Origin of the sequence: Ideonella azotifigens (genome assembly GCF_021043325.1) — a bacterium.
GTDB lineage: Bacteria > Pseudomonadota > Gammaproteobacteria > Burkholderiales > Burkholderiaceae_C > Ideonella > Ideonella azotifigens.
Window position 1 is genome coordinate 1 of record NZ_JAJNKD010000025.1, and the last position, 23,814, is coordinate 23,814.

A 23,814-nucleotide genomic window follows, 5' to 3' on the forward strand; every position below is an offset into this window, starting at 1 on the left:
TGCGGTTTTCGATTTGCGTGGCATTCATGTTCCTTGTCGACATGCTATGCCTCACACACAAATCTCCTGACAGGCCCCGAGAAGCTCGAAGACATCGTGGGCCTCTACATGTCGCCGCCGGAGCACGCCTTGGTGCTGTGCTGCGATTAGAAGAGCCAGGTGCAGGCACTTGATCGCACGCAGCCAGGTCTGCCACTCAAGAAGGGCCGCGCGGCCACCATGACGCACGACTACAAGCGCAACGGCACAACCACGCTGTTTGCCGCGCTCAATGTGTTGGACGGCAAGGTCATCGGCCAATGCCAGCAGCGACGCACCCATGCCGACTGGCTGAAGTTCCTGCGCAAGATCGACCCCGAAACGCCCAAGGACAAGACGCTGCACCTGATTGCCGACAACTACGCCACCTATAAGCAACCGGCGGTACAGGATTGGCTGGCCAAGCACCCGCGATTCAACACGCACTTCACGCCAACTTCGACGTGGTGGTTGAACATGGTGGAGCGCTTCTTCCGCGATCTGACCACCGAGCGGCTGTGCCGGGGTGTGTTCACCAGTGTGCCCGAACTGGTGGCGGCGATCGATGAATACGTCGCTCACCACAACACCGACCCCAAGCCGTGGTGCTGGGACATGACGTTCTTGCCCACGGACGTCGCTGGCCGATGGTTCTTCCTGTACCTGATCCTGGACGTTTACAGCCGCAAGATCGTGGGCTTCCAGGTGCACGAAGACGACAACTCGGACCATGCTGCACGGCTCGTGCAGCGCACTGCGCTGGCCGAGGAAATCCACGCGATGCCTCGCGACGAAAGGCCAGTGCTGCATGGCGACAACGGCGCCACGCTCAAGGCCACCACAGTGCTGGCGATGCTGTGGTGGCTGGGGGCGAAGCCTTCGTACTCGCGGCCGCGCGTGAGCGACGACAACGCCTTGGTCGAAAGCCTGTTCCGCACGGCGAAGTACCGGCCGGAGTTCCCCGCTGCGGGCTTTGCCAATCTCGGCGCGGCGCGCGATTGGGCGCGAGAGTTCGTGCATTGGTACAGCAGATGTTGCTCAAGGGCGCGGACCTGTCGGTGCACGATCAGATCGCGCTCGATGCCATCGCCGATCTGCTCAACAACCGGCCTCGTCAAACGCTGAACTGGCGCAGTCCCATTCAGGTGTTCGCAGAGCTCATGCAAGGCATCAACCAACAGGCTCAGGCCACAACCCACTGACATTGCAACGATGCCGAGTGTCGGACTTCAGACCGCAGCCCCAAATTTCGGCAGGCACGGGCAAGACACATGAGCGGCTCAACTGTTGTCGTCACTTTGCGAATGATTGATGTCGCGGCGCCTAGCAGGTACCTGCCGTGCATCGGGTCGCAGGGGAAGACGGCGCGAACCCCGCAGCCATGGCTGGCGGACGCAGCGGGGCAAGCTACTGCATCCTGTCGGCGGTGGCGCACCACTGCAGCGGATGCTGTTCGCTCGAAATGGGCTACGGCTGCGAGATCGTCAGGGACCTTGCTGGGGGCGGCGACTTCTGCCGCAGCGTGCCCAACAGCGGCCTGGTGTAGGAGGTGTCGAGACCGATGCGAAGCCTCATGCAGCTCAACTCCTCCGCCCTTCGGGCAGCACGCCGAAGCGTTGACCGGCCTGGCGGCGGAATTCGGTGGGCGTCATACCCTTTATGTCCAGGAACCGGCGGTTGAAGTTGGCGACATTGTTGAAGCCCACCTCGAAGCAGATATGCGTCACCAGCCGGTCCGAATCCATCAGCAGCTGGCAGGCGCGGTTCACTCGGATGCGGTTGACGAAGTCGGTGAAAGTATTGCCGGTAGCGCGGCGGAAGAAGCGCGAGAAGCGGCTTTCGCTCATGCCAAGCTCGGCTGCCAATGCGGCTGCCGAATGTTCGTCGGCCAGGTGACCGGTGATGCGGCTGACCACAGCATGCACGTGGGCCAGCGAGGCATCGTCGCCCGTGCTCTGCAGCTGTACGCTCGACAGCAGCCGGTAGTCAGTGCAGGCCGCCAGGTCTGCCAGGCAGTCGCAGAAGGCGGTCAGCCTGCGCAGCCCACGCGACGACTTAACTCGCTGCCAGTGTGACTCCGCTCGTTCCGACAAACCGAAAAACTCAATTCCGTTCTTGGCGCGCTCCAGTAGCGGCAGAACCTCACGCAACTCCGGGATCGTTTCGGCCGTGCGAACCAGAGGCTCGTGCGAGAACTGGATTACCAGGTCGCGTTGTTCAACGCCGCCGGCTGGTAGGTCCATGCTCACCCAGTTGTGCGGCAGGCGCGGCCCGGTGAGTACCAGTTGCCCCGGCTGAAACGGTCCGATCCAATCGCCAACGAACAGCTTGCCGCTGGTGCTGGTGATGAGGTGCAGCTCGTACTCGTCGTGGTAATGCCAGCGGGCATGCGGCGTGGGGTAGCCGTGCGCGAGGCAGCGCACGAATCCGACCTCACTAGAAGCTTCATAGCCGAGATCAGGCGAGCGGGCGAGTTCGTGTTCGAGCTCGGGGCGGACGACACGCGGGGTCACGGGCTTGAGCGACATCACGGCTCCAGACTCAGACCGCAGCGCGGCGGGCCACAAAGGCTTGCACCTGCGCAAACGCTACGCGCAGCGCATCCAACAGGCGGGCATCGCCGGCCAGCTCGCCCCACAGCGTGGGGTCCGCACCAAACGCGGCCACCGGGTCGGCGGCCTCGCAGATCGCATGGGCCACCGCGGGGTCCATGGCCTGGTCCTGGTAGGCGTAGGGCAGGCCGCCCGCGTGCCAGCGCTGCAGGTAGGCCAGGAACAGTGCAGGCAGCATCGCCACGCTGCGGATGGTGCCGCCCATGGCGAGTTTGTCGCGGATGGTCGGCGCGATCATGCCGGGGATCTTCGAGAACGCATCCATCGCCACGCGCTGGTTGGTGTCCTGGATCGCCGGGTTGCCGAAGCGGTCCAGCACCACGTCGCGGTAGCGGGCCAGGTCCAGCGGGCAGGGCTTCTCGGGCGTGTGCAGCACCGGAATGGCGTCGTCGGTCACGTAGTCGTAGGCCATCTTCCGGATCTCGGCGTCCTGCGTGCCTTCGTGGATGTAGAGGTGGCCCGCCAGCGTGCCGGCCCAGGCAATGCAGCTGTGGGTGGCGTTCAGCAGGCGGATCTTGGCTTCCTCGTAGGCCGCGACCGAATCCACCATATCCACGCCGACCTTTTCCCATTCGGGGCGGCCGGCGATGAAGCGGTCTTCGATCACCCACTGGATGAAGCTTTCGCCCATCAGTGCGGCGGGGTCGTCGCGTCCGGTGGCGGCCTTGACGCGCTCGGCCACATCCGGCGTTGGGCGCGGGGTGATGCGGTCGACCATCGCGTTGGGGCTGGTGGTGTGGGCCTCGACCCAGGCCTTCAGCGCGCTGTCGCCCAGCGCGTCGATGAACTGCAGCAGGCCGCCGCGCGAGCGGTCGCCGTTGTGGCGCAGGTTGTCGCAGTTCAGCAGCGTCACGCCTCCTGCGCCCGCGGCTGCGCGAGCGCGCAGCAGGCTGACCAGGCCGCCGTAGATCGTGTGGCCTGCGCCGCCCGCCTTTACCGCCGCCAGGTCATTGCGCAAGTCGGGGAAAGTGGCCCAATCAAGGCGGTCCTGCGCGTCCAGGTAGTAGCCCGCCTCGGTGACGGTGAAGGAGATGATGCGGGTCGCCGGGTCGGTGCCTGCGGCGATCAGCGGGGCCAAGTCGTCTTGGTAGGGGATCACGCGCTGGATGGATTCGATGCGGGTGTAGCTGCGCTCGCCCTGCGGCGTGATAGTTTCCAGCGTGTAGGCACCGCCCTGCGCCTGCAGCGCGGCAATGGTGTCGAGCATGTCGGGGCGCAGGTTGCCGCCGGTGATGGACCAGCGGGTGTCGCCCGTCTGCCGCAGTTGGTGTACGTAGAGGGCCTGGTGCGCGCGGTGGAACGAACCCAGGCCGAGGTGGAGCATGGTGGACATGGAAAAAGGCCTTCGTGGTCTGACGGCTGCGTTCTGAAAGGCAGGAAAGAAAGGAGAGCCGAGAGAAGGTGAAACAGGGCTTCAGAGGTCGAACTGGGTGGGCATCATCACCACGTCGCGGATCGTCATGCCACGCGGCCTCGTGAGCATGAACAGCACCACATTGGCGACTTCCTCGGCCTCGATCAGGCTGCCGTTGGCCTTGGCTTCGGCCAGCTTCTCGGCCGGCCAGTCGGCCAGCAGCGAGGTGATGACCGGGCCAGGCGAGATCGCTCCCACCCGGATGCCGTGCTTGAAGACCTGGCGCCGCACGGTCTGCACAAAGCAGTTCACTGCCCATTTGGACGAAGCATAGACCGGCTCCCATGGGGTGGGGAAATGCGCTGCCAACGAGCTGGTGACGATGATGTCTCCGGTGCCGCGCCCGATCATGTGGGGCAGCACGTTGTGCACATTTTTCATTACCACGTTGACGTTCAGGTTCAGCATCCGGTCGATCGCCTCCGGGTCGGCGTCGACCAGGTCGCCGCCGACATACAAGCCGGCGTTGGCGTGGAAGATGTCGAGCTGGCCGGTGAGGGCCAGCGTGCGTGCCAGCAGCGTGGCGCACTGGGCCGGGTCCAGCAGGTCCAGCACCACTGGCAGCGCGGTCGAGCCGAGCAACGCGCAGGCGCGTTCCAGCGCCTGGCCGTCGCGGTCGATCAGCACCACCCGGGCGCCAGCCTCGACCATGGCGCGTGCGCTGGCCAGGCCAATGCCCGAGGCCGCGCCGGTGACCGCGGCCACCTGGCCGGCGAGAGGAAGGTTCATGCTCATTTGGGTAGGCTCCGGGCTCAGGCGGTTTGCTGGGCGACCACGCGTCCGGCGGGGTCGAACCAGTGGGCTCGCGAGGTGTCGAACTCCAGGCTGACGGCGGCGCCCGGGTGCAGCGTGGTGCGCTCGTTCTGACGCGCCACGAACTGCGCGCCAGCCGGGGTGCTGACGTAGATCAGGGTCTCGGCGCCGAGCGCCTCGACCAGCTCCACCTGCCCGGCCACCGGCGTGCTGCCCACGGCGCGCACCACGATGCTTTCCGGCCGCAGCCCCATCGCGCCACCGGCGGCGCCGGCCGGAGCCCGCTGCTGCACCGAGGCCGGGGCCTGGGGCAGCGCGACCACGTTCATCTGCGGCGTGCCGATGAACTGCGCCACGAACTGGTTGGCCGGCTTGTCGTACAGCTCCAGCGGCGTGCCGACCTGCTCGATCTTGCCGTCGCGCAGCACCACCACGCGGTCGGCCAGCGTCATCGCTTCGACCTGGTCGTGCGTCACGTAGATGGTGGTGGCGCCCAGCTCGCGATGCAGCTTGGCAATCTCCACGCGGGTCTGGCCGCGCAGCGCGGCGTCCAGGTTGGACAGCGGCTCGTCGAACAGGAAGACCTTGGGCGAGCGCACGATGGCGCGGCCGATGGCCACGCGCTGGCGCTGGCCGCCGGACAGCTCCTTGGGCGTGCGCTGCAGGTAGGCGGTGAGGTTCAGGATCTTCGCGGCGCGCTCGACCTTCTCGCGGATCTCGCTTTCGCTGACCTTGGCCAGCTTCAGCGCGAAGCTCATGTTCTCGTACACGCTCATGTGCGGGTACAGCGCGTAGCTCTGGAAAACCATCGCCAGGTCGCGCTTGGACGAAGGGGCGTGCGTGATGTCGCGGCCGTCCAGCATCAGCTGGCCGCTGGTCACCGTTTCCAGCCCGGCGATCAGGCGCAGCAGCGTGGACTTGCCGCAGCCGGATGGCCCGACAAACACCACGAACTCGCCGGGCTCGATGGACAGGTCCACGCCCTTGATGGTCTCGACCGCGCCGAACTGCTTGCGGAATTGCTTGAGCTGAAGGTATGCCATGAGAGGTGCCTCAAATGATGTGGTGAGGTATTTCGTCAAGCGGCAGCCGCGGATCCGGCTTTGCCGGGCCGCTGGCTGCGCCCCCTTGAGGGGGAGCGCCGAAGGCGCTTCGGGGGTGGGTCATTTCACGGCGCCGAAGGTGAGACCCTGGACGAGTTGTTTTTGACTGAACCAGCCGAACACGACGATGGGTGCAATGGCCATCAGCGAGGCGGCGGAGAGCTTGGCCCAGAACAGGCCTTCGGGGCTGGCGTAGGAGGCGATCAGCGTGGCCAGCGTGCCGGCCTTGGCGGAGCTGAGGTTCAGCGACCAGAAGGCCTCGTTCCAGCTCAGCACCAGGCACAGCAGGCCGGTGGACGCGAGGCCGCCCATGCCCAGCGGCAGCAGCACTTTGTAGGCTTCCTGCCAGAGCGTGGCGCCGTCCATGCGCGCGGCTTCCAGGATCTCGGGCGGGATGTCCTTGAAGGCCGAATACAGCATCCAGACCATGATGGGCAGGTTGCTCAGCGTGAACACGATGATCAGCCCGGTGCGTGTGTCCAGCAGCGCGCTTTGCTGGGCCAGCACGTAGATCGGCACCAGCGCGCCGACGGCCGGCATCATCTTGGTCGACAGCATCCACATCAGGATGTCCCGCGTGCGCTTGCTACGGAAGAAGGCCATCGAATACGCGGCCGGCGCGGCAATCATCAGGCCCAGCACGGTGGACACCACGCTGGTGATCAGCGAGTTGGTCGCGTAGAGCAGGTAGTCGCTGCGGGCCTGCACCTCGTGGAAGTTTTCCAGCGTGGGGCTGAACAGCCATTCGGTGGGCACCGCAATCGCCTGCAGTTCGGTCTTGAACGCGGTGGCGATCAAAAAGCCCAGCGGGAAGAACAGCAGCAGCGTGACCGCCCAGGCGACGAGGGTGCGCACGACCAGCGCCAGCGGGAAGCGGCGCGGGGCGAGCAGGATGTCGGCCGGCGCGGTTTCCACAGTGGGCAGCGTGGAAGAAGTGGTGGTGGGCATGTCGTTCCCTCAATCGAGGTTCTTACCGACGAGGCGGATCAGGAAGATCGCCGCGATGTTGGCCAGCACGACGGCGAACAGCGCGCCTGCGGAAGCCACGCCGGCGTCGAAGTTCAGCAGCGCCTGCTTGAAGATCAGGAAGGCGATGTTGGTGCTGGCATCACCTGGGCCGCCGGAGGTCGTGGTGAAGATCTCGGCGAACACGCTGATCAGGAAGATCATCTCGATCATCACCACCACCGCCACCGAACGGCCCAGGTGCGGCAGCACCATGTAGCGCAGCTGCTGCAGGTAGTTGGCGCCGTCCATGCGCGCGGCCTCGAGCTGCTCGCGGTTGAGCGACTGCAGCGCAGTCATGAAGATCAGCGTGGCAAACGGCAGCCACTGCCAGCTGATCATGATGATCACGCTGAGCAGCGGCCAGTCGGTTAGCCAGTCCACCGGCTGTGCGCCGAAGGCCTGCCAGACCTGCGCCAGCACGCCGTAGATCGGGTTCATCATCATGTGCTTCCACAGCAGCGCATTGACCGTGGGCATGACGAAGAAAGGCGAGATGAGCAGCACGCGCACCAGCCCGCGGCCGGGGAAGGGTGCGTCGATCAGCAGTGCCAGCCCCACGCCCATCACCACGGTGATGACGATCACGCTGCCGAGCAGCAGCACGGTGTTCATCACCGCCGGCCAGAACGAGGCGTCGGTGATGAAGTACTCGAAGTTTTCCAGCCCCGCAAATCCGGTCACGTCCGGCTGCATCAGGTTGAAGCGGATGGCGCTGAAGTACAGCGTCATGACCAGCGGCACGATCATCCACAGGAAGAGCGTGCCGATGGCCGGCGCCATCAGGGCGCGGGGCATGAAGCGATTCATGGCGAGGTCTCGGCAATGAGGCTGGCCACCGCCGCAGCGGTGGCCCGTCAGGCGGCAGGTGCCGGCTTACTTGTAATAACCGCTTTTTTTCATTTCACGTTCGGCGGAGATTTGGCTGGCTTTCAGCGCCGCGTCCACCGTCGTCTTGCCGGACAGGGCCGCGCTCATCTGCTGGCCCACGGCGATGCCGATGGCCTGGAACTCAGGGATGGCTGCGAACTGCACGCCCACGTACGGCGACTTCGGCAGCGTCGAGTCGTTCGGGTTGGCGCTGTCGATGGCGGTCTTCTCGGCCGCGGCAAAACGCGCGGCCTTCTGGAATTCCGGCGAAGCGTAGGTGGACTTGCGGGTGCCGGTGGGCACGTTGGCCCAGCCGTTCGTCTTGGCGACCAGCTGGATGTATTCCTTGCTGGTGGCCCAGGTGATGAACTTCTGTGCCGCGTCGACCTTCTGCGAGCCGGCCGGGATGGCCAGGTTCCAGGACCACAGCCAGTTCGCGCCCTTGGGCGTGACGGCGGTGGGGGCCTGCGCAAAGGCCATCTTGTCGGCCACCTTGGACTGCTTCGGATCGCTGACGAAGGAAGCGGCAATCGTCGCGTCGATCCACATGCCGCACTTGCCGGCGTTGGTCAGCGCCAGGATCTCGTTGAAGCTGTTGGCCGAGGAGCCTGGGGGGCCGTAGTTCTTCAGCAGGTCGACGTAGAAGGTGATCGCGTCATGCCAGGGCTTGGTGTCGATCTGCGGCTTCCACTGCATGTCGAACCACTGGCCGCCGTTGGTGTTCACCAGCGTAGTGAGGAAGGCCATGTTGTCGCCCCAGCCCGGCTTGCCGCGCAGGCAGATGCCGTACACGCCGTTCTTCGGGTCGTGGATCTTGGACGCCAGGTCCTTGATCTGGGTCCAGGTCGGGCGCTCCGGCACGGTCACGCCCACCTTGTCCGCCAGGTCCTTGCGGTACATCAGCATCGAGCTCTCACCGTAGAACGGTGCTGCGTAGAGCTTGCCGTCCAGCGACAGGCCACCGCGAACGGCCGGCAGCAGGTCGTCCACGTCATAGGCGGCGTCGGTCTTCAGCGGCTGCAGCCAGCCCTTCTTGCCCCAGATCGGTGTCTCGTACATGCCGATGGTCATGATGTCGAACTGGCCGCCTTTGGTGGCGATGTCGGTCGTCACGCGCTGGCGCAGCGTGCCTTCTTCCAACGTGACCCACTTCAGCGTGATGTCCGGGTTGGCTTGCTCGAAGTTCTTGCCGAGCTTCTGCATCTCGATCATGTGGCCGTTGTTCACCGTGGCGATCACCAGCTCGGTGGCGGCGTGGGTGAAGGTGGCCGAGGCCAGGCCCAGCGCACCCAGCGCGGCCTGGACGACGAGGGTCAGGCAGGTCTTACTGCGGTTCATGTTGTGTGTCTCCTGAGATGTCGGGGCGTTTGGTGTTGTCGCTGCCTGCCCGCAGGGCGCAGCGTGCGCATCTTCAGCGAGGGAGGTCCGCGGTTTTGATACTGCCGCTGCCAGTGTCTGTACTTCATTGCGCGCAAATGCCCAGGTTTTCCCCAGGTCGGTGGAATTGCATACCTGTTGTGGCATCGGCGGCGTATGTGCTGTGCCGACATCGGGAGGCTGCCCTGGGTCGCATGCCAGTGCTGCAACCGATATGGACCTGCAAGCACCACACGTCATCAGCAGCAGGGGCTTGACAAGGCTGAAGAGCATCTGCGCCGCTATCGTCCATGGTGACCGCGATGCCGAGGCATCTGGCTTCAAAATGTGATGATCCACGTGCGACTCTTAAAGACGAAGGCCGCAGCCAGCGTTGCCGTCACAGCCCCGAGTTCAAGGCCCATGTGGTTCCCGCCTGCTGCAGGCCTGGCGTCTCGAAGGCGTCGGTGGCGATGGCCAACGGCGTCAATGCCAACCTGGTCCGGCGCTGCTGGCCCAGACACGCCAGATGGCGCCGCTGGGCAGCACCCGCGCCCATGCGCAGCTGGACGCCGCCTGGCTGCAACTGGAAGCCGGCCAGCCGAGCGAGGCGGCCCGCCTGCTGCGCGACATCGGCCCCTGGCTGCGCGAGCACCCGCTGGGCCTGGCGGCGGCCGCCCGGCTGGCGCTGGCCCAGGGCCGGCGCGACGAAGCCGGCGAGCTGCACCAGGCTGCGCTGGAGGCCATGCGCCACCGCACACCGCCCTTCCTGGCCGCACTGGGCCCTTTCTATGCGGCGGCTGAGGACACGCCCGCGCCGCCGCGCGCACCCCGCCTGCTCACGCTGCTCTGAGCCCCGGCGCGGGCCTACCCCCCGCAGTCATGGTTTGGTCATCAATTGGGCAGGACTTGGCCGGCACCCCCGCCTATCTTCGTGCCCAGGGCTGCAGATCACCCCACTGCCGCACTACCGCCACCTGGCGGGGCCCGAGCCACCCGCCCGGGCATCCCCCGCATCCCAGAAGCTTGTCCGCTAGGAGTTTGCCCGTGCCCGCCGTTGTTGCCTGTTTCCGCCTTCTGCCCTCCGCCCAGTTGCTGGCCGCCGCGCTGGCCGTCCTCGCCCTGGGCGACTCGGCCCATGCCCAGTCCGCCGCCGCCCTGAACGGCAAGAACGGCGCGGTCACGCTGGGCGACCAGCCCACCGTGCTGCCGATGAAGATCGTGCGCCAGGGCGACACCACGAACACCGTCAGCGTGCATTACCAGACGGTGGACGGCTCGGCCAAGGCCGGCAAGGACTACTGGCCCACCAGCGGCATTGCCACCATTCCTGCCGGCGCCACCAGCGTCACTGTGCCGGTGCAGGTGCTGGGCAAGGACGCCAAGCACCGCAAGCTGGGCAAGTTCACGCTGCAGTTGGACCAGGCCGTCGAAGCCGTAGGCAGCCTGGACACGCTGGCGCTGGTCACCACCGAGCCCTCTGCCACCATCGGCCAGTACATCTACGGCATGGCCAGCGCCGACCTGGACGGCGACGGCAAGCCCGACCTGGTGCTGGCCAATTACACCGCGGGCACCCTGGACGTGATGCTCAACAACACCACCGCCGGCGCCACCACTGCGCCGGTGCTGGCCGCCCCCGTGGCGCTGGGCATGGTCTCCGCACCGAACAAGCCCGTGGCCTGCGACCTCAACGGCGACGGCCTGCCGGACCTGGTGGCCGCCGTTGCCGGGACCAACCAGTTCACGGTACAGATGAACACTTCGCAGCCCGGCGCGCTGAGCTTCGTGCGCACCGACGTGGTCTCTCTGCCCTGGGGCTACATGAACCAGATGGCCTGTGCCGACTTCGATGGCGACGGCAAGATCGACATCGTCGGCGCCGGCTTCGGTTCCCGCTCAAAAGCCAACAGCAACCGCGCCATCGTCTTCCGCAACCTGACCAAGCGCGGCGAGACCACCGTGGCGCTGGACGCCCCCATCGGCTTCTCGGCCGACACCAACAGCCGCTTCTCGTCTCCGCAGACCGTGGTCACCGGCGACTTCAACGGCGACGGCAAACCCGACATCGCGCTGGGCAATCACTACGACGCCTCGCATGCCACCGTCGCCATCCTGCTCAACACCACGCCCGCCGGTTCCTCGAAGATCAGCTTCGCGCCGGCCTTCACCTTTGAAACCGGCGAGCCCGCCTCCGACATGGCCACGCTGGACATCGACGGCGACGGCAAGCTGGACATCGTCACCGTCAACAACAACGGCACCGCCGGCAGCACCTGGGCCTTGCTGGTCAACCGCACCCCGGTCGGCGCCACCACGCCGGTCTTCGCCGCCAACGTGCGCGAGATCGGCGGCGTGCCCTACGGCCTGACCACCGCCGACATGGACCTGGACGGCCGCACCGACGTGCTGGTCAGCTACCTGGGCACCGGCAACTCGACCGCAGGCTCGATCGGCGTGCTGCTGAACCGCAGCACCGCCAGCAGCGACAACCCCAGCTTCATCCAGGCCAACTTCGTGACCGGCACCGACGAGCCACACGCACTCGCCGCGGTCGACCTGAACCAGGACGGCCTGCCCGACGTGGTCACCGCCGACACCGTGAGCAACAGCAGCGCCAAGCTGCAGGTGGCCCTGCAGTCGCGCAGCACGCTGCCGGTCCAGATCTTGCAAAGTGGCACCGGCAAGCTGCAGCCCTGATCACCCTCACGTTCGACAGCCGGGTTTGCCAAAGAAGAGCCGCGCGACCATCGTGACGCACGACTACAAGCGCAACGGCACAACCAAGCCGTTCGCCGCGCTCAACGTGCTCGATGGTCAGGTCATCGGCCAATGCCAGCGACACACCCATGCCGAGTGGCTGAAGTTCCTGCGCAAGATCGACCGTGAGACACCCAAGGAAAAGAAGCTGCACCTGATCGCCGACAACTACGCCACGCACAAGCACCCCGCCGTGCAGGAATGGCTGGCCAGGCATCCGAGCTTCAACATGCACCTCACGCCGACCTCTGCTCCGTGGCTGAACATGGTCGAGCGCTTCTTCCGCGACATCACGACCGAGCCGCTGCGGCGAGGCGTGTTCACCAGCGTGCCTGGGCAGGTCAAAGCCACCCGCATTGGCGACCGGTTGCTCAACAGACGGAATGGCGCTCCGAATCACTTCAGGTCGCCCAGCTGTCGCGCGCCATGCCGATCAACGAGGGACGACATCCGTGGTGTTCGCACTGGCATGGGTGTTGAAGAACCCACTCGTGAGCGCCACCATCGCAGGCCCGCGCACCGAAGCGCAATGGGATGGCTATCTGCCAGCGCTTGAACTTGAGATCGGCCCCGACGACGAAAGGCCGGTTCAGACAGCCTGGTGTCGCCCGGACATGCCTCCACCCCCGCATCACTGGCCGTGTGCGCGCGATGTCACACTTCGTGACGAATACAGCAGATGATCTTGAATTGGGGCCAGTAGGGCGCCTTTATCTGCTCAAGTGAAGTGGGCGGTGGACGAAGAATGCTTGCTCGATCGAGACAAATTCGCAACCCATCACTACAAGGCCATACGCATGCGAGCGATAACTTTTGCAGACCTACTCAATCGTTGGCCAATCCGTCGAAAGTTTGCCTTGATTGGTGGTTGCGCGGTGCTCATGGCAGCAGTGCCGACGGCGTTGATCATGACCAACCTGGCCAACGAGGAGCGGCGGGTTGCGGCTCAGCGAGAAGGTCTGAGCGAGGCTCAATCGGTGCTGGAGTTGCTGCGTTTGACGCAGCAGCACCGAACCATTGCGGCCATGGCACAGGCGGGTGATGAAGGACAAGTTGCTGCGCTCAAAGGCAAGGCTGCGGAGGTGGATGCCGCTTTAGATCGCCTGCGTGTCCGTTCTGATGAGTTCACGGGTGCCGCAGAAAAGGTGGCGAGCGAATGGATGCCCTTGCGACAGGCTGCCGCAACCGGCTCGATCGATCCCTCCACCAGCCTGGATCAGCATGCAGCCTTGGCAGCCTCGGAGTTGGCATTGCTGGGGCGGGTGGCGGATGTGTCACGGATAGGATTGGATCGTGAGGGCGAGACGCTGCATCTTGCGCAGATGGCGCTTCTGTCCCTCCCCGCACTCACCGAGCGCATGAGCAGAATGCAGGCCGTCAGTGCCAGCGCCTTGTCGCATCGGGGGGTCAGCGGCGCCGATCAAGCCACTCTGTCGCTGCAACTCGATCAAATGCTGTTCCAACTGGACGCTGTTCGTGTGGACTTCCAGCGTGTCGCCCGATCTTTGTCAGCAGACGACAGCGCGCTCAAAGAAGTGGCTGGTTCGGCCTTGGGCTCGGCCCAGGTGATGGGCTCGGTGATCGACCAGACATTTCTGCAGCAACGATTGCCCTCAGGTACATCGGCCGAATACTTCGGCGAAACCACAATTCTGATTGATGCACAGTTCACCATGATCACGCAGTCATTCAACGTGATCAATGCGCTGCTGGCTCGACAGCAGTCTCAATCGCGGGTGACCATGAGTTGGACCATCGCGTTGATGGTGGGAGTCGCAGCTTTGGCAGCGCTCATGCTCGTGGCCATCGCGCGCAGTACGTCACATTCTCTGGCCAAAGCGGTACAGGTCGCACGGCACGTGGCGGAGGGAGATCTGAGGACGGAGGTCGAGGTCACGGGATCAGACGAGGTCGGCCAGTTGATGTCAGCGCTGAGGGACATGAACCTTCGCCTGACCGATGTGGTACGGCGGGTTCGCGATGGCAGTGACAGTGTGGCAAATGCCAGTTCTGAGATTGCCCAGGGCAACCTTGATTTGAGCCAGCGCACGGAGCGCCAGGCAAGCGCTTTGCAGCAGACGGCGGCCACGATGGAGGAACTCGGCGCGAACGTCCGCCGCAACGCCACGGCAGCGGAACGCGCCGATCATCTTGCCCGCGATGCCTCCGAGGTGGCCGCCAGAGGCGGCGAAGTGGTCGCCGAGGTCGTGGACACCATGCGCGTGATCAATGACGGCAGCCGCAAGATAGGGGAGATCATCGGCGTCATTGATGGCATTGCTTTCCAAACCAATATCTTGGCGCTCAATGCCGCCGTCGAAGCGGCCCGTGCGGGGGAACAGGGGCGAGGGTTTGCGGTGGTAGCAAGCGAAGTGCGTTCCTTAGCGGGTCGAAGCGCCGACGCGGCGCGGCAGATCCGAGGTCTCATTTCTGCCAGCGTGGAGCAGGTCGAACGTGGTACAGCGTTGGTGGCTCGCGCAGGCGGCACCATGGACGAGGTGGTGACGTCAATTCGCAATGTCACGTCGCTCATGAGCGAAATCAATGTCGCCAGTGCAGTGCAGCGAACCGGTGTCGCGCAGGTTGGCGAGGCAATCAACTCGATGGATACGTCCACGCAGCAAAACTCCTCTCTTGTGGAGGAATCCGCCGCAGCTGCAGAAAGCCTGAGTCACGAGGCAGCAGCCTTGGTGCAAGCGGTTGCAGTTTTCCGCATCGCCGTTTGAAGCGCGGCCGAGCCATCCCTAACAGCATGCGCAGGCATCAAGCGCGTCCGCGCTTGATCGGCCGAGCCCACGTTACGCGAGATCAACATGATCAAGTATCGCCAAATTCTGCCTTCTGTCTTGGTCGCGTTTTCAGCGGCCATCGCAACCCATTCAGCAACCGCCAAGGACATCACGCTTGTCTACGTTGCCAATAACACCCAATATCCCTATGACGCCGCCGTGGCGAGCGGCTTCAAGAAGGCCTGTGTCGAGCTGGGCTGCAAAGCCATCATCCTGAATCCACACTCCAATGTGGAGCGGCAGGCACACGCCATTGAGGACATGGTCGGGTACAAGGTCGATGGCATCGCTGCGATCGTTGCCGACGCCGGGCAGGCTGTGCAATGGGTGGATGATGCAGCCGGTCACAACATCCCCTTTGTGGCTGCAGCGTCTCAGGTCGGAGATCCGAAAAAGGGCCCCAAGTACGTGTACGAGAAGCTCACGGCGTTTGTCGCCACGGATGACGTCGTGGCCGGGGAACGGGCCGGTGAACTGGCGGTGAAGTTGCTGCCGCACGACCATGCGGGCACCATCGGCGTGGTGGAAGGGGCAGCTGGCTTTTCCGCAGTTACCCAGCGCAATGAAGGATTCCGAAAGGCGCTGGACAAGTCCGGCATTCCTTACAAGATCGTCGCTTCTCGCGCCACGGACTGGTCTCCCGCCAAAGGAGAGGCCGTCTGCAGTGAAATGCTGAAGGCAAATCCCAAGCTGGACCTGCTATTCAGTCATGCCGATGACATGGCGCTTGGCTGCGCTCGCGCCATCCAGGCGGCAGGCGCAAAGACCCGCCTGATTGCCACTGGCGGGGGGTCCGCCTTGGGCAACGAGGCTGTTCGCAGTGGCGTTTTTGATGGGTCGGTTTGCACCCGTCCAGGTACAATTGGCCGCCTCGCTGCCAAAGCCCTTTACGAGGCTGCGACGGGTAAGAACACCGCAAAGGCTCAGTTCTTGACCTACGAGACCCCTTTGATCACCAGAGACACCCTTGCGAGCTGCCCACCTGAATGGTGACCGGTACCTTCAGGACCTGGCCTTCACTCGGTTTGGGCGGACTGCTGCAGCGCTTCGATCACCGTCGCCAATGCCCGCGTCGGATGCCGCCGACTGGTGTAATAGGCATGCAGGCCGGGGAAGCGCGGACACCATTCGGGCATCACCTTCTTGAGACGTCCGGCCTCGACATGGGGCAGGACCATGTCTTCCGGCAGGAAGGCCAATCCATGGCCTGAAAGCGCTGCTCAGTTTCCAGTCGGCGCCAACACAGTTAAGTTCACCCAAGAACAAAGCACTACACTGGCGGCATCGGTTGCGATGCCCGTTGAGCGGCGAGCGAAGCCCGTGCCCGGCTTGCGGCTTCGATGCCTACGCGATCTGCCAGAACCTCGACCAACCGGCCGAGCTGAGCGGCAGTGACTCCGATGTTCATGCTAAAACTTATGTGCGACCGCAGCTGAGATTCGGTGCCTTGCAATGCCGACAGCATGCTGACTGTAGCGAGTTCGCGAGTTTGCCAGTCCAGGTTGTCACGCTCGAAGATGTCGCCGAACAGATGCGTCTTGAGGTACTCATCGGCCGCAGGCACGAACTCGAACAGCGGACCCTTCACGGGGCCGCCAGCGAGCTTGGTTTGATTTGCTGTTCCGGCCGCCAGCAACGCATCGCCCTGTGCAATTGCGCGACTCGGCGTGCGGCCCTGCGCGTCCTGGAGGCCGCGCTGCTTGCGGGCGTCTACGACCTTCATCAACTCGCCCAGGGCATTCAAGCTGCGCGGAAAGCCGGCGTACGCGTAGAGCTGAATCAACACTTCCTTGGCGTCATTCACAGTCATGCCCGCGTCGAGGCCCTGATTCAGCGCGACGACCAAACGGGGCATGTCGCCGGCGGCGCCGAACGCAGCAATCGGAATGATGGCTTGCTGTCGAATCGACAGCGTTTGTGAGGCGGGCTGGGTATTGGACATGGCTTGTGACTCCTGCGCCGGTGCGGCTGCCTGGCAGAACGCGGCCGCGAAGCCCAGCGTTAAGCCGGCGGCGCATCGCCCAAATCGATCAGCGTGCCGTGTACTGCTCATCACTGACCTTCTCCATCCATTCGACATTTTTGCCATTGGCAGTCCCCGTGACCGCGATGTGCGTCATCGCCGTCGTGGGCGAAGCGCCGTGCCAGTGCTTGACGCCGGGCGGACACCACACGACATCGCCGGGACGGAGTTCCTGCACGGGCTTGCCCAATTCCTGAGTTCGACCAAATCCGGAAAGCACAACCAGTTGCTGACCCTTCGGATGGGAATGCCAAGCTGAGCGCGCACCCGGCTCGAAGGTCACGTAGGCTCCCGAGGCGTTGATGTCGCTGCTCGCTGGCCAGATCGGATCGACTCGTACTCGCCCCGTGAAGAAGGCCTCGGGCCCAGTCGCGGATGGTTGAGACCCAGCTCGAGTGATCTGTTGTTGTGCAGCGGCACTCGTTGGGGATGGCTCAACGGCGCCGGCGAGACACGCATGCATCACCGCGAGGCAGCCTGTGATTCCGGTCGTACGTACATTCATCTCGAACTCCTGGTGGGATAGGGTGTGGAGAGCAGGTCAACCGTGCGCTGCCGTGCTGCTCGATGGCCCTTCCAAATACTCGGCTCGGTCACGTGCTCCAACCACTCGACGTTCTTTCCGTCGAACGCCTCGGTCACGGCGATGTGTGTCATGGCCGTGGTCGCGGTCGCGCCATGCCAGTGCTTGTGACCCGGCGGGCACCAGATGACGTCGCCCGCACGGATTTCGACGATTGGCTCTCCTTCGCACTGGGTCCAGCCGCAGCCCGCCGTGACGATCAAGGTCTGTCCCAAGGGATGCGTGTGCCAGGCCGAACGCGCGCCCGGTTCGAAGGTTACGCTCGCACACGATGCCCGTGCCGGCGCAGGCGGACTGTTCAGCATGTCGATGCGGACCTCGCCGGTGAAAAAATCAGCGGGTCCTCTGGCGGATGGCTCCGTGCCGGGGTGTATGAGCTTCATTGGAAGGCCCCTTCATTTTGTTGGGTGCCGCTGCACGATGGTTGCGGTGACAATGGCCGAACTCTATTTGCGAGCACATTGGTTGAGAAGGTAGGAGAATCTGAACACGCTTGTGCACGCCGCTCACCAATGGCCAAAGAAAATCTGAACGATCTACAGGCTTTTGTTGTCGTCGCGCGGGAGCGCAGCTTCACCCGAGCCGCCGCCCAGCTAGGTGTGTCGCGTTCGGGAGTGAGTCACGCCATGTTGGCTCTGGAAGCGCGGCTCGGGGTTCGTCTTCTGACGCGCACCACAAGAAGCGTTTCGACGACCGAAGCCGGCGCCCGACTCCTTGGCGCGGTAGCACCAAGGCTGCAGGAAATCGAGGACGAACTCGGTTCACTCAGTGCGATGCGCGACCGGCCCGCCGGCACCGTGCGCATCACCGCGCATGACCACGCGATCACAACAGCGCTCTGGCCGCGGCTGCTGCCCTTGCTCCGGCAATATCCCGACATCCAGATCGAGTTCAGTGTGGACTATGGATTCACGGACATCGCCTCTCAGCGTTTTGATGCCGGCGTGCGTGTCGGAGACCGGGTGGACAAGGACTTGGTGGCCGTTCGCATCGCACCCGACATGCGAATGGCGGTCGTGGGATCGCCCGGATACATCGAGGGCAAGTCGATTCCGAAGACGCCGCAGGACCTGACCGCCCACCGGTGCGTGAACTTGCGCCTGCCCACCCGAGGCAACCTGTATGCGTGGGATTTCGAGAAGGGAAAGAAGTCCGTCAATGTGAAGGTCGAGGGCCAGACGGTTTTCAACAACACGCCTCTGATGCTGCGGGCTGCTGTCGATGGGATGGGTTTTGCCTACGTGCCGCTCGATCTTGTCCGCCCGCACATCGCCGAGGGCACACTGGTGGCAGTGCTGAGAGATTGGTGGCCTAGCTTTCCGGGCTATCACCTGTATTACGCGAGTCGGCGCCAGATGGCGCCCGCGTTGGCCCTTGTCATCGAAGCGCTCAGGTACCGCGGGCCGACTGAGAGTGCCCGCTTCTGACCGCGAACGCCATTGTCGCCGTGGACCACTGAAGCGCGGCGCTTTCATCACCAGCGAGAAGGCCGGCGAGGGGCTGGCGTTTGCTGGGGGAGTACGGTACCCGGCAAACTTCGGGCACCCGTCCCGCATTGCGCGTACCGGTCTTACTACCCCGCCGCTCGAAATCCCAGACGGGGTGAAGGGCCTCGAATCTGGTTCCCGGCGCGTTACCCGTTGCCGGCGATCGCGCGAGCTAGTTGTGCAAACTGCCCACATCAGTGAACCGGCCGGCCGGTCGGCCGGAAGGCGTCGCTTTCTCGTTGATCTGAAAGGTGTAACCCAGTTCTTCGGCACCGTGGGGAAATACTCGCCGTCGTTCGACAAGGAAGCGATCGATGTCGTCCACCCGCCGCTGCGCAGCCCGCTTGGCAACCCGCTGCGCGTCATCGATGCGACGGTCTCGGGTCTCAACACGCGTCCGTTGGCTCCGGCGCCATCGTTGAGCAACATGCGGATGAACTTCATGTACTCGCCCACCGTCGAGTAGAGGCCGTGGCCGCCCATGTCCATGGTCGGCGGCTGCGGCAGGACGAGCTCGGGCAATGGGGCACCCTGGTCAGGCTTGCAACTCGGTTGCAGATCCGCTCGAACGGCCCTTCGGTTACACAAGTGCCGTCTTTCGAGGCAATCCGTCGCCGGCCCAGTGATGGCAATGGCTTAGCGACGCCGCGCACGGGTTCTCCACAGCGTTGTCCCCATCGCTTGGGGGCAACTGCATGACTTGAGGCTTGGTGGGCGGTCGCTGCAAGCTTCGGGCAAGGGGCAGGCGTGTCCCCGCTTTGCTGGGCCGGGCTCGCGCGCTGGGCGTCGAGCCGCTGTCCTGCGGCCAACGTCTCGCCCCTGACGGGCTTTGATCCCTCACGCAGTTCGGCGAGGCCGGCATTGCCGGCGGTCCTTCCGCTGGTGTTGGTGGCGTGCGGAGGGGGGGTTGCCGTGTCGACCCATCGTGCCCCGACGTTCTCGCGGTCAAGGCCTGCGCGCTCGCGGTGGCGAGCGCTTGCGCCCTGCGGTCGTCGGCGAGCCTTGACAGCTGCGCTGCGTCGATGCGTCCCGGTCTCGGGCAATCCCGCCCGACTCAGACTGGAGCTCGCCATGTCCTCGACCGTTCAATCGTCTGCGCAGTTCGGCCTGTTCACCGCGCTGCTGGTGCAGGAGCCCGATGGCCACCACCGCGCGGCCAAGCCCGAAGAAGTGCTGCACGAGGCGCGGCAAGTGCTGTCGCAGTGGATCCGGCGCGGTCCGGAACTGACGTCGCCGCAGGAAGTCAGGGAGTACCTGTCGCTGCAGATCGGGCTGCTGGAACACGAGGTGTTCGCGATCCTCTTCCTGGACTCCCAGCATCGCGTGCTGGCTTGCAAGGAGATGTTCCGCGGCACGGTCAGCCAGACGTCGGTCTATCCCCGGGAGGTGGTCAAGGAAGCGCTGGCGCTGAACGCGGCAGCGGTGATCCTGGCGCACAACCATCCGTCGGGGCTTGCGGAGCCCAGTCGTGCAGATGAAGCCGTTACCAGCGGGTTGAAGGCTGCGCTGGCGCTGGTGGACGTGCGGGTGCTGGATCACCTGGTGGTGGCAGGCGCGGCGGCAGTGAGCTTTGCCGAACGCGGGCTCTTGTGAAGCCCTGGGCGGACCTGGTCCGCTCTCGTTGGCCTGCAGTCTGCCTGGCGTCTGAGGCTGCCGTGCCGTCTGTGGCGGGAACAGTCTCTCGCTGGGCGTGTCCCCGCTGCGTGGGGGCGGGCTGTTGCGCTGCTGCGCAGCGAGCCGCTGTTAAGGGCTCAGCGTCTCGCCCCTGACGGGCTGCCATCTCTCACGCAACACGGTCAGGCCGGCTGGGCCGGTGGGAACGGCGACGGCGGCCCTTTCCCGTGTCCGGGGCGCGCGGGCCTTGTTTCCTTCACGCTGCGCGTGAACGAGGCCTGCTTGGCGAACTGACCGGCTTGCAGTTCGCTGCGCTGCGCTCCACTCTATGCGGCGCCAGCCAGATCGCCACCCCGGTCACCCGCCATGCCCGAAGCCGGGCCGCTGAAGATCGGGTGCAAAGAAGTGTTCGCAGCGGCTCGACCGCCGCGCCAGTCGCTGCGCTTGGTGGCACGTCGGCCGCAGAGGCGCCGCTGCTCGTGGGCGTTCGGGCGCCTTCGCTGCAACCGCCGCGCCAGACAAGCTGGCACATCGGCCGCGACGCTGCGCCTCCCGTGGAGATACAGGGGAGGGCAGCCCGTGCGCCAGTCGTCCCACCGCGCTCCCCCCAACTGCGCCCCCATCGAATTGCGAGGGGGACTTGTGGGGGGATCTTCAAGCGGTGGGCCGGGAAACCGGCGCACTGCTTCGGCTGCGGGTCACACCACCCATCCCCCACCCCTTCCCGTGAGGGAAGGGGCCATGCCCACCCCCCGCCCGCCCGTGGGCGGGAGCGAGGAAGTCCGAGCGAGAGGATCAGTTTTGAGGAACACCAGGGCGGTGTCCGGCTGATCGTTCTTGCAAGGAGCCCCTCATGGCCAACGTTCAAGTCATCCAGCGTCACGCGCACCTGGCCGGTGCCGTCAAACTCGAATTCGTCAACGGCCGCGACGGCCAGGTTGCCAAGGCGGTGCTGACCGCGATCAGCAACACCCGGCGCGCGAACCGCGATCCAGCCGGCACCCGCGAAGAGGAAGCCACCGCGATCCAGTGGACGCTGTGGGGCAAGCAGGCCGAGAACGCAGCGGCGTACCTGGGCAAAGGCTCGCACGTCAACATCGTCGGCCGGCTGCGCAACAACAACTTCGAGAAGGACGGCGAGACCGTCTACGGCATGGCGTTCACGGCCGAGGACATCGACTACCTCGACAGCCGCGCCGAGAGCGAAGCCCGCCGCAACGGTGGCGCCGATGCCGAAGGCGTCAACCGCAGCGCCGAACGTGTCAGCACCGCGGCCTCGAATCGTAATCCCCGCAAGCCTCGCACCGCGCGCCAGCCGGCACACGCCGACGCCTGAAACGTTCCCCGGCGGGTCGCGGGTTGGGCCACAGGCCACTGCACCGCGCTCGCCCTTCGTGCCTTACTCAATGATCGAAGGAAATCATCATGTACTCGACCCCGACACTGGCCACCCGTTTTGCCCGCGACACCCGCGTGATGCATGGCGATCAAGCACTGAGCGAAGACCAGATGCGCGCCGCAGCGCCGTCCATCTTCGCCCAGGGCAAGCATGGCAGCCGCTCCGAGCGCTACACCTACATCCCCACCATCGACGTGCTGCGCGGCCTGCGCAAAGAGGGCTTCGAGCCCTTCATGGTGGCGCAGGGCAAGAGCCGCATCGAAGGCAAGAGCGAATTCACCAAGCACATGATCCGCATGCGCCACCATCGTGACGGCAGCGGTCAACTCAGCACCCGCGCCGAGGCCAACGAGATCATCCTGATCAACAGCCACGATGGCGCCAGCTCGTACCAGATGCTCGCGGGAATGTTTCGCTTCGTCTGCTGCAACGGCCTGATCGTGGGCGATGTGGTGGACGACATCCGCATCCCGCACAAAGGCAACATCCAGGGCGAAGTGATCGAAGGCGCCTTCCGAGTGCTCGACGAGTTCGAGGCGGTGACCGAGCACACCGAGGCGATGAAGGCGCTGCAGCTGCGGCCGCCCGAGCAGATCGCCTTTGCAAACGCCGCCCTGGCACTGCGTTTCGGTGAGCGAGGTCCGGACGAGGCCGGTGTGCAGCGTCCTGCGCCTGTCACGGCGGAGCAGCTGATTGAAGCGCGCCGGCCCGAGGACATCGGCCACAGCCTGTGGATCACGTTCCAGCGGGTGCAGGAGAACGTGATCCGCGGCGGGCAGCCCGGCCGCAGCGCCCAAGGGCGCCGCCTGCAGACCCGGCCGGTGGGCAGCATCGACCGCGGCGTGAGCCTCAACCGTGCGCTGTGGATGCTGGCCGAGGAGATGCGCAAGCTCAAGGGCTGAACCACCCGGCAACGCGCGCCAGATTTCTCTCCGAATCTGGCGCGCAGTTGGCAGCGCGCGGGCCCGACCATCGGGCCGGCCGTCCTCCCAGAAACCAAAGAGCCACGCATGAACCCCGATGCCATTTTTGCCGAGATCGTGCTGTGCGAGTCCCGATCGCACCTGGCCACCCAAGCAGCCGCGCTCGCATTCGCACGGCTGCTCAAGCTGGCCGAGGAACGCGACTCTGGCCAGATCCCGCGCATCGCACGCTTCCTGGCCGCCGCCTACAACGGCGAGGCCTTCAAGTTCGATCTGTTCGAACTGCGCGCTGTCGACGTTGCCATCAGCGACGACATGCTGATCTGCCTGGACGCACTGCGGTGGGCGCGCGCGGATCTGCACACGCTGGTGCCCGATGGTGATCGGCGCTTGCGTGCCGTGATCGACCGCTGGGGCCTGCAGTGGCCGGCCAGTAGCTGACGGCGGCACCGTCTCAGTTGCAGTCACGGCGCTCCGATTCAATCGTCCCAACGCTCCGTCAAAGCGCCTTCGTGGTCCTGTCTGCCATGGAACAAGCCGACGATGGACACGGTCCTGGCTTCATCGTCGACGGTGTAGGCGATCACGGTGCGCCCCCTGTGATGCGTGAGCCGCAGGCCTGTGCGGATGTCCTCGCGTGACACACCGCGTTGAGGGAACACCGCGAGCCCTTCGCAGGTCGAGACGACCGCATCCGTGTAGCGCTGTGCTGTGGTCGGCGAGGCGTGTTCCGCGATGTACAGGAACAGCGCTTCGAGCTGGTCGCTCGCCTCGGGGGCGAAGACGACCAAATGCGGCCTCAGGCCTTCGCCGATACCTTCTTGTGCGCCGCTGCCAGTCGCGCCTTGACGGCGTTGACCCCGACCGCACGTGACGAGTCGGCCTTCAGTGCGTCGTAGGCGGTGGCGACATCCTTGCGCAACCAGTCCTCGACCGCCCGATCTCGCGCGAGCAGGGTACGCAGACCGTCGCGGATCACTTCGCTCTCCGTGGCGTACTCGCCCGAGGCCACCTTGGCGCGCACGGCGTCGGCCATCTCGTTGGGCAGCGTGATGCTGAACTGCTGTGTTGAGCGCATGGCGGTCCTCGCGATTTCCGTAGGATT

The 23,814-nt window shown here is 64.9% G+C and carries 22 protein-coding genes and 4 pseudogenes; 13 read left to right on the top strand and 13 right to left on the bottom strand.

The features are described from left to right. Positions 1–78: 78 nt before the first annotated feature. Both LRH25_RS33325 and LRH25_RS33365 read left to right on the top strand, forming a co-directional pair. Positions 79–903: pseudogene (locus tag LRH25_RS33325) on the top strand (IS630 family transposase); the annotation flags it as partial. A 134-nt stretch (positions 904–1,037) separates the two neighbouring features. Continuing rightward, positions 1,038–1,220 (top strand): annotated as a pseudogene (locus LRH25_RS33365) (IS30 family transposase); the annotation flags it as partial. Between the two features lie 378 nt (positions 1,221–1,598). Here the strand turns inward: LRH25_RS33365 and LRH25_RS30525 are convergent. The 7 genes from LRH25_RS30525 to LRH25_RS30555 all read right to left on the bottom strand — a co-directional run bounded on the left by LRH25_RS30525 (position 1,599) and on the right by LRH25_RS30555 (position 9,113). Continuing rightward, entirely contained in the window at positions 1,599–2,546 is a 948-nt protein-coding gene (locus LRH25_RS30525) for an AraC family transcriptional regulator (RefSeq protein WP_141289789.1), read from the bottom strand. Between the two features lie 13 nt (positions 2,547–2,559). After that, a complete protein-coding gene (gene dalD, locus LRH25_RS30530) occupies positions 2,560–3,963 on the bottom strand; it encodes a D-arabinitol 4-dehydrogenase (protein ID WP_141289790.1) in 1,404 nt (467 codons plus the stop codon). Between the two features lie 81 nt (positions 3,964–4,044). Beyond that, on the bottom strand, positions 4,045–4,773 hold the full coding sequence (locus LRH25_RS30535) for an SDR family oxidoreductase (RefSeq protein WP_231013127.1): 729 nt from the start codon (positions 4,771–4,773) through the stop codon (positions 4,045–4,047). Between the two features lie 23 nt (positions 4,774–4,796). After that, entirely contained in the window at positions 4,797–5,840 is a 1,044-nt protein-coding gene (locus LRH25_RS30540) for an ABC transporter ATP-binding protein (protein WP_231013128.1), read from the bottom strand. 120 nt (positions 5,841–5,960) lie between these two features. Further along, complete coding sequence (locus LRH25_RS30545) at positions 5,961–6,848, bottom strand: carbohydrate ABC transporter permease (RefSeq protein ID WP_231013129.1); 888 nt, start codon at positions 6,846–6,848, stop codon at positions 5,961–5,963. A gap of 9 nt (positions 6,849–6,857) precedes the next feature. After that, positions 6,858–7,715, bottom strand: a complete 858-nt coding sequence (locus LRH25_RS30550; RefSeq protein ID WP_141286134.1) for a carbohydrate ABC transporter permease — start codon at positions 7,713–7,715, stop codon at positions 6,858–6,860. Positions 7,716–7,781: 66 nt separating this feature from the next. Beyond that, positions 7,782–9,113, bottom strand: a complete 1,332-nt coding sequence (locus LRH25_RS30555) for an ABC transporter substrate-binding protein (RefSeq protein ID WP_375142193.1) — start codon at positions 9,111–9,113, stop codon at positions 7,782–7,784. Between the two features lie 547 nt (positions 9,114–9,660). On the opposite strand from LRH25_RS30555, the gene LRH25_RS30560 reads away from it, so the two are divergent. The 5 genes and pseudogenes from LRH25_RS30560 (at position 9,661) to LRH25_RS30585 (ending at position 15,673) form a co-directional block, all read left to right on the top strand. Next, positions 9,661–9,984 carry a hypothetical protein gene (locus tag LRH25_RS30560; RefSeq protein ID WP_231013130.1) on the top strand — a complete coding sequence of 108 codons (324 nt, stop codon included), beginning with the start codon at positions 9,661–9,663 and terminating at the stop codon, positions 9,982–9,984. 194 nt (positions 9,985–10,178) lie between these two features. Then, positions 10,179–11,831, top strand: a complete 1,653-nt coding sequence (locus LRH25_RS30565; RefSeq protein WP_170201154.1) for an FG-GAP-like repeat-containing protein — start codon at positions 10,179–10,181, stop codon at positions 11,829–11,831. Between the two features lie 16 nt (positions 11,832–11,847). After that, positions 11,848–12,222: pseudogene (locus LRH25_RS30570) on the top strand (IS630 family transposase); the annotation flags it as partial. A gap of 403 nt (positions 12,223–12,625) precedes the next feature. Further along, positions 12,626–14,617: a methyl-accepting chemotaxis protein gene (locus tag LRH25_RS33235; RefSeq protein ID WP_170200672.1), complete on the top strand. Its 1,992-nt coding sequence runs from the start codon at positions 12,626–12,628 to the stop codon at positions 14,615–14,617. A gap of 87 nt (positions 14,618–14,704) precedes the next feature. Then, positions 14,705–15,673 carry a sugar ABC transporter substrate-binding protein gene (locus LRH25_RS30585; RefSeq protein ID WP_141284049.1) on the top strand — a complete coding sequence of 323 codons (969 nt, stop codon included), beginning with the start codon at positions 14,705–14,707 and terminating at the stop codon, positions 15,671–15,673. Between the two features lie 23 nt (positions 15,674–15,696). Here the strand turns inward: LRH25_RS30585 and LRH25_RS30590 are convergent. From LRH25_RS30590 to LRH25_RS30605, 4 genes and pseudogenes are all read right to left on the bottom strand, one after another. Further along, positions 15,697–15,888: pseudogene (locus LRH25_RS30590) on the bottom strand (LysR substrate-binding domain-containing protein); the annotation flags it as partial. 62 nt (positions 15,889–15,950) lie between these two features. Then, the gene (locus LRH25_RS30595) at positions 15,951–16,622 is read right to left on the bottom strand and encodes a carboxymuconolactone decarboxylase family protein (RefSeq protein ID WP_141284045.1); all 672 of its coding nucleotides are present in this window, start codon (positions 16,620–16,622) and stop codon (positions 15,951–15,953) included. 88 nt (positions 16,623–16,710) lie between these two features. Then, on the bottom strand, positions 16,711–17,208 hold the full coding sequence (locus tag LRH25_RS30600) for a (R)-mandelonitrile lyase (protein ID WP_141284043.1): 498 nt from the start codon (positions 17,206–17,208) through the stop codon (positions 16,711–16,713). After that, a complete protein-coding gene (locus LRH25_RS30605; RefSeq protein ID WP_141284041.1) occupies positions 17,205–17,669 on the bottom strand; it encodes a (R)-mandelonitrile lyase in 465 nt (154 codons plus the stop codon). The genes LRH25_RS30600 and LRH25_RS30605 overlap by 4 nt, the downstream gene beginning before the upstream one ends. A gap of 129 nt (positions 17,670–17,798) precedes the next feature. On the opposite strand from LRH25_RS30605, the gene LRH25_RS30610 reads away from it, so the two are divergent. From LRH25_RS30610 to LRH25_RS30635, 6 genes are all read left to right on the top strand, one after another. Next, positions 17,799–18,713, top strand: a complete 915-nt coding sequence (locus tag LRH25_RS30610) for a LysR family transcriptional regulator (protein WP_141284039.1) — start codon at positions 17,799–17,801, stop codon at positions 18,711–18,713. A gap of 238 nt (positions 18,714–18,951) precedes the next feature. Beyond that, positions 18,952–19,239 (top strand): hypothetical protein, encoded by a 288-nt coding sequence (locus LRH25_RS30615; RefSeq protein ID WP_170200671.1) that lies wholly within the window; start codon positions 18,952–18,954, stop codon positions 19,237–19,239. 605 nt (positions 19,240–19,844) lie between these two features. Continuing rightward, entirely contained in the window at positions 19,845–20,366 is a 522-nt protein-coding gene (gene radC, locus LRH25_RS30620) for a RadC family protein (RefSeq protein WP_141284037.1), read from the top strand. Positions 20,367–21,240: 874 nt separating this feature from the next. Further along, positions 21,241–21,723: a single-stranded DNA-binding protein gene (locus LRH25_RS30625; protein ID WP_141284034.1), complete on the top strand. Its 483-nt coding sequence runs from the start codon at positions 21,241–21,243 to the stop codon at positions 21,721–21,723. A gap of 89 nt (positions 21,724–21,812) precedes the next feature. Next, positions 21,813–22,688, top strand: coding sequence for a DUF932 domain-containing protein (locus tag LRH25_RS30630; RefSeq protein ID WP_141284032.1), 876 nt, complete (start codon positions 21,813–21,815; stop codon positions 22,686–22,688). Positions 22,689–22,796: 108 nt separating this feature from the next. Then, a complete protein-coding gene (locus LRH25_RS30635; RefSeq protein ID WP_141284030.1) occupies positions 22,797–23,150 on the top strand; it encodes a DUF7673 family protein in 354 nt (117 codons plus the stop codon). A 38-nt stretch (positions 23,151–23,188) separates the two neighbouring features. Here LRH25_RS30635 and LRH25_RS30640 read toward each other — a convergent pair whose 3' ends face one another. Together LRH25_RS30640 and LRH25_RS30645 are read right to left on the bottom strand one after the other, a co-directional pair. Next, a complete protein-coding gene (locus LRH25_RS30640; protein ID WP_231013132.1) occupies positions 23,189–23,500 on the bottom strand; it encodes a type II toxin-antitoxin system RelE/ParE family toxin in 312 nt (103 codons plus the stop codon). 8 nt (positions 23,501–23,508) lie between these two features. Then, the gene (locus LRH25_RS30645; RefSeq protein ID WP_141284029.1) at positions 23,509–23,787 is read right to left on the bottom strand and encodes a ribbon-helix-helix domain-containing protein; all 279 of its coding nucleotides are present in this window, start codon (positions 23,785–23,787) and stop codon (positions 23,509–23,511) included. Positions 23,788–23,814 lie beyond the last annotated feature (27 nt).

Excerpts from the sequence above, each read along its gene's own strand:
- LRH25_RS30525 (WP_141289789.1), bottom strand. The coding sequence starts at position 2,546 with ATGTCGCTCAAGCCCGTGACCCCGCGTGTCGTCCGCCCCGAGCTCGAA.
- dalD (WP_141289790.1), bottom strand. The coding sequence starts at position 3,963 with ATGTCCACCATGCTCCACCTCGGCCTGGGTTCGTTCCACCGCGCGCAC.
- LRH25_RS30535 (WP_231013127.1), bottom strand. The coding sequence starts at position 4,773 with ATGAACCTTCCTCTCGCCGGCCAGGTGGCCGCGGTCACCGGCGCGGCC.
- LRH25_RS30540 (WP_231013128.1), bottom strand. The coding sequence starts at position 5,840 with ATGGCATACCTTCAGCTCAAGCAATTCCGCAAGCAGTTCGGCGCGGTC.
- LRH25_RS30545 (WP_231013129.1), bottom strand. The coding sequence starts at position 6,848 with ATGCCCACCACCACTTCTTCCACGCTGCCCACTGTGGAAACCGCGCCG.
- LRH25_RS30550 (WP_141286134.1), bottom strand. The coding sequence starts at position 7,715 with ATGAATCGCTTCATGCCCCGCGCCCTGATGGCGCCGGCCATCGGCACG.
- LRH25_RS30555 (WP_375142193.1), bottom strand. The coding sequence starts at position 9,113 with ATGAACCGCAGTAAGACCTGCCTGACCCTCGTCGTCCAGGCCGCGCTG.
- LRH25_RS30560 (WP_231013130.1), top strand. The coding sequence starts at position 9,661 with ATGGCGCCGCTGGGCAGCACCCGCGCCCATGCGCAGCTGGACGCCGCC.
- LRH25_RS30585 (WP_141284049.1), top strand. The coding sequence starts at position 14,705 with ATGATCAAGTATCGCCAAATTCTGCCTTCTGTCTTGGTCGCGTTTTCA.
- LRH25_RS30595 (WP_141284045.1), bottom strand. The coding sequence starts at position 16,622 with ATGTCCAATACCCAGCCCGCCTCACAAACGCTGTCGATTCGACAGCAA.
- LRH25_RS30600 (WP_141284043.1), bottom strand. The coding sequence starts at position 17,208 with ATGAATGTACGTACGACCGGAATCACAGGCTGCCTCGCGGTGATGCAT.
- LRH25_RS30605 (WP_141284041.1), bottom strand. The coding sequence starts at position 17,669 with ATGAAGCTCATACACCCCGGCACGGAGCCATCCGCCAGAGGACCCGCT.
- LRH25_RS30610 (WP_141284039.1), top strand. The coding sequence starts at position 17,799 with ATGGCCAAAGAAAATCTGAACGATCTACAGGCTTTTGTTGTCGTCGCG.
- radC (WP_141284037.1), top strand. The coding sequence starts at position 19,845 with ATGTCCTCGACCGTTCAATCGTCTGCGCAGTTCGGCCTGTTCACCGCG.
- LRH25_RS30625 (WP_141284034.1), top strand. The coding sequence starts at position 21,241 with ATGGCCAACGTTCAAGTCATCCAGCGTCACGCGCACCTGGCCGGTGCC.
- LRH25_RS30630 (WP_141284032.1), top strand. The coding sequence starts at position 21,813 with ATGTACTCGACCCCGACACTGGCCACCCGTTTTGCCCGCGACACCCGC.
- LRH25_RS30635 (WP_141284030.1), top strand. The coding sequence starts at position 22,797 with ATGAACCCCGATGCCATTTTTGCCGAGATCGTGCTGTGCGAGTCCCGA.
- LRH25_RS30645 (WP_141284029.1), bottom strand. The coding sequence starts at position 23,787 with ATGCGCTCAACACAGCAGTTCAGCATCACGCTGCCCAACGAGATGGCC.